This window comes from Aeromonas sp. Prich7-2, from assembly GCF_017939255.1.
Lineage (GTDB): Bacteria > Pseudomonadota > Gammaproteobacteria > Enterobacterales > Aeromonadaceae > Aeromonas > Aeromonas caviae.
In genome coordinates, this window is the sequence record NZ_JAGKRI010000099.1 from 1 (window position 1) to 4,073 (window position 4,073).

Sequence of the window (4,073 nt, forward strand, 5' to 3'; positions counted from 1 at the left end):
ATGACGGTATAACCTGGCCAGAAGGAGGCAATATCAATATGATGCACGGCGACAGCAGGGTGATGGTGGTGGTGTGTTTGGAGACAGCCAGTTTACCAGCACCCTGTCTGTCAACTTCCACTTCCCCAAGATCCCGCGAAGAACCCTTTTTTTTGCCTGCAAGCGGGTGCAAAAAAGCCCGCCGAAGCGGGCAATGACCGGAAGGTGCTGACTTCCAGGGTCTATCAGAGGGCGAGGAACAAGCCTGCCAGGGAGGCGCTCATCAGGTTTGCCAACACCCCCGCCAGGATGGCGCGCATGCCGTAGCGGGCGATGAAGGACTTGCGCTCCGGCACCATGGCCCCCAGGCCGCCGATGAGGATCGCCATGGAAGAGATATTGGCGAAACCGCACAGGGCGAAGGTGACGATGGCCTTGCTCGACTCGTTCAGGGTCTGATCCTGCACCAGGGCGATGAAGGCGACGAACTCGTTGATGACGATCTTGGTGCCGATCAGGGCACCGGCCGCCTGGGCCTGATCCCAGGGTACGCCGATGAGCCAGGAGACGGGGGCAAACAGCCAGCCCAGGATGATCTGGAAGCTCAGCTCCAGCCCCACCAGGTCGCCGGCCCAGCCCAGCAGGCCGTTGAGCAGGGCGATCACGCCGACGAAGGCCAGCAGGGTCGCCCCCACGGCGACGGCGATGTTGAGACCCGCCATGGCGCCATCGGCGGCCGCTTCAATGACGTTGGTGGCGCGGGGGATCTCCACGTCTTCGTGGTGATCTTCCTCTTGCGCGGCGGGCGGCACCAGGATCTTGGCCATGGCAAGCCCGGCAGGGGCGGACATGAAGGCCGCCGCAATCAGGTATTTCAGCTCGACCCCGATGCTGGCGTAGCCCACCAGGGTGCCGCCAGCTACCGAGGCCAGCCCGCAGCTCATCACCGCAAAGAACTGGGAATCGGACATCCTGGAGAGATAGGGTTTGACCACCAGCGGCGCTTCCACCATGCCGACGAAGATGTTGGCGGTGGCAGAGAGGCTCTCGGCGCGGCCGGTGCCCAGCAATTTCTGCAGGCCGCCGCCGAGCAGGGCGATCACTTTGGGCATCAGGCCGATGTGATAGAGGATGGCGATCAGCGCGGAGAAGAAGATGATCACCGGCAGCACGTTGAAGGCGAAGATGAAGCCCAGCTTGAACTTGGCCAGATCCCCGAACAGGAAGGCAATCCCCTCCTGGCCGTAGCCGATGACGCTGCTGACGCTCTCGCTGACACCGTTCAATACCTGCTGACCGGCGGGCAGCCAGAGCACCAGGGCGGCGAAGAGCACTTGCAGGCAGAGGGCAAAGCCCACTGTTCGCAACGGGATACGACGACGATTATCAGAGCAGAGTGCGGCCAGGGCCAGGATGCTCAGGATACCAAGCAGGGCAATCATGGGGATTCCATCCAGTGAGGCTGAAGATGGGCGCGGATTCTGCTCCCCTCCCCTCACCGCCGCAACCCTGCCGGGTTACAACCCTGTTAGCAAAAACGTTTGCACGATATCGGTTGCGCCAACTGACTGATTTGACACAACTTTGAAACCGCACTCACGCCAGTGTCCTTGTATGGAAACGATTATTCCTCGGTGCCGGACAATTTCCCCCCGAGCCAGGGTGCGAGTCGCTGCGCCCAGTAGGGCCCGGGTCCGAAGCTCTCCTTGAGGAAGTCGATGAAGAGGCGGATCTTGGGATCCAGATGCTCTCGCCTGGCATAGACGGCGTGCACCGCCATCTTCTGGTTCGGTTGCCACTGGGGCAGCAGAGGGATGAGCTGACCAGATTGCAGCTCCTTGTCCAGCAGGTAGTTGGCCACGTAGGCGATGCCGAGCCCGGCCAGGGCGGCGTCCCGCACCGCTTCCGCCAGATCCACCCGGTAGTTGCCCGCCACCTGCACCGTCTGGCGCTCCTTGCCCTGGCGAAATGACCACTCGTGGTAGCGCCGCTCCCGGCTCTGGTAGGTGATGCAATTGTGATGGGCCAGATCCCTGGGGTGCAGTGGCGTGCCGTGACTCAGCAGATAATCCGGCGAGGCCACCAGCACGAAGCCGATGTCTGCCAGTCGCTGCCCTACCAGAGACTCGGGTTTGTCCTCGTAGGTGGTGATCCAGAGATCCAGCCCCTCATCCACCAGATTGGTGCGGTGATCGAACAGGGACACCTCCAGCTCCAGATCCGGATAACGTGCCTGAAACGCCTTGAGGCGCGGGATCACGTGCAACCGCCCGAAGGATTGACCCACCCCCAGATGGAGCACGCCGCTCACCTTGCCACGGCGCTCCGCCACCATGGATTCCGCCTCCAGTGCCACCGCCACCAGAGCGCGGCAGTGGCGGGCATACTCCTGACCCAGTTCGGTGAGCCCGAAACGGCGGGTAGTGCGCTGTACCAGCTGGGCGCCGAGCGCGGTTTCCAGCAGGGCGAGCTGCTTGCTGATGTGGGATTTGGAAACCCCGAGGCGGCGCGCAGCCGCCGAGATGCCCTGTTCACGAACCAGGGCATCGAAGATCACCATTTGGGGAAGACGTTGCAGCACGGTGTCACCGGAGTGGATGGCGGGGCCGCATTATTCCAGAGCGGCCCGCCATGGGGTAGGGTCAGTGCCCCAGGGCATCGATGATCTGCTGTTTGAGAGGATCATCCGACGGATTCTGGTTGGCGCCATAGCTCGCAATCAGCTTGCCGTCCCGCCCGACCAGGTACTTGTGGAAGTTCCAGTTGGGCGCATCACCGTCGGCAGCAGCGGTCAGCCCCTTGAACAGCGGCACCGCATCCGAACCCCGCACCGCCACCCGGTTGAACATGGGGAAGGTCACCCCGTAGTCCCGGCGGCACACCTCGGCGGTTTTGTTCTCGTTGCCCGCCTCCTGCCAGAAATCGTTGGAAGGGAAGCCCAGCACCATCAGTCCCTTCTCCTTGTAGCCCTGATAGAGGGCTTCCAGATCCCGGAACTGACCGCTGTAACCGCAGTAGGAGGCGGTGTTGACCACCAGCACCACCTTGCCCTCGGTCAACTGGCAGAGGTTGTGGCGCTGGGTGCTGTTGAGCTCCCGCATCTCCACGTTGAAGTAATCGGGGCAGGCGGCAGAGACCGCACCCGAGCCGAGCATCAGCAGCAGGGTGAACCATTTCATCGACGTGACTCCCATTGTTTTGTCCATCATACGCAAGACCCCGGAATCTGGTTCAGGGATCAGTGCAGGGGGATCCCGGTCAGCCAGCCGTGTCCCCAGAAGATAAGCAGAGCCGTGAGGGCCAGCCCCGCACCCAGACTGATCCCCGTCCCCTGCCAGGTGGCGGCGGCACGGGGGTGACGACCCCACTCCCGCATCGAAATCCAGACGATGCTGATGAGAGTCCAGAGACCGAGCCCGCCAAACAGCACCAGAGAACGCGCCTCGCTGTTCACCGCCAGATGGGCCCCCGACCAGAGCAGCACCCCGAGCAGCTGGGGATGCACCAGCCAACGGCGGAAATGGTTCGCCCCCTGCCCCGCACACAGCAGGACAAGGGCGATCGGCATGATCCCCATCACCAGGGTGGGCCCCCAGACAGGCAGAAAATAGAGAGGCATAGGGCTGGCACTGCGCCAGCCTGCGAGGATGCAGCCGATGGCGACGAACACCAGCAGCGAGAAGAGCCCCTTGTAGCGGTTCTCCCCCAGCCGAGCCCGCAGACGGGCGCGGTGCTGTGCCGCAAAACAGGGGTAAAGATGAGTCAGGGTGAACAACACCACCCCCAGGGTCAGCAGGATCATGGCTCGCACCTCGCATATTGCCCCCCGGAATGGGAAGCCCTCCCTCAGGCGGGCCTTGTTTCTCGTGGCTCCCTCACTGTCGGGAGATCACTATGCCGCAAAGCCCCTTGTCAGAATACAAAAACCATATGAAAGACAGCAGGATAATAAAAAAAGGTTCTTCGCGGGATCTTGGGGAAGTGGAAGTTGACAGACAGGGTGCTGGTAAACTGGCTGTCTCCAAACACACCACCACCATCACCCTGCTGTCGCCGTGCATCATATTGATATTGCCTCCTTCTGGCCAGGTTAT

General features: G+C 62.2%; 5 protein-coding genes. 1 reads left to right on the forward strand and 4 read right to left on the reverse strand.

Annotated features, from left to right (window positions below):
- Positions 1–224: 224 nt before the first annotated feature.
- The 4 genes from J9892_RS15210 to J9892_RS15225 form a co-directional block, all read right to left on the reverse strand.
- Positions 225–1,421, reverse strand: coding sequence for a NupC/NupG family nucleoside CNT transporter (locus J9892_RS15210; RefSeq protein ID WP_041214468.1), 1,197 nt, complete (start codon positions 1,419–1,421; stop codon positions 225–227).
- A 182-nt stretch (positions 1,422–1,603) separates the two neighbouring features.
- Entirely contained in the window at positions 1,604–2,539 is a 936-nt protein-coding gene (locus J9892_RS15215; protein WP_010673064.1) for a LysR family transcriptional regulator, read from the reverse strand.
- 82 nt (positions 2,540–2,621) lie between these two features.
- Positions 2,622–3,158 (reverse strand): glutathione peroxidase, encoded by a 537-nt coding sequence (locus J9892_RS15220; RefSeq protein WP_103857976.1) that lies wholly within the window; start codon positions 3,156–3,158, stop codon positions 2,622–2,624.
- Between the two features lie 59 nt (positions 3,159–3,217).
- The gene (locus tag J9892_RS15225; protein WP_182955344.1) at positions 3,218–3,781 is read right to left on the reverse strand and encodes an NnrU family protein; all 564 of its coding nucleotides are present in this window, start codon (positions 3,779–3,781) and stop codon (positions 3,218–3,220) included.
- A 92-nt stretch (positions 3,782–3,873) separates the two neighbouring features.
- Here J9892_RS15225 and J9892_RS15230 point away from each other — a divergent pair.
- The coding region (locus J9892_RS15230; protein ID WP_210538553.1) for a hypothetical protein at positions 3,874–4,073 on the forward strand (200 nt) is incomplete at its 3' end.

Excerpts from the sequence above, each read along its gene's own strand:
- J9892_RS15210 (WP_041214468.1), bottom strand. The coding sequence starts at position 1,421 with ATGATTGCCCTGCTTGGTATCCTGAGCATCCTGGCCCTGGCCGCACTC.
- J9892_RS15215 (WP_010673064.1), bottom strand. The coding sequence starts at position 2,539 with ATGGTGATCTTCGATGCCCTGGTTCGTGAACAGGGCATCTCGGCGGCT.
- J9892_RS15220 (WP_103857976.1), bottom strand. The coding sequence starts at position 3,158 with ATGAAATGGTTCACCCTGCTGCTGATGCTCGGCTCGGGTGCGGTCTCT.
- J9892_RS15225 (WP_182955344.1), bottom strand. The coding sequence starts at position 3,781 with ATGATCCTGCTGACCCTGGGGGTGGTGTTGTTCACCCTGACTCATCTT.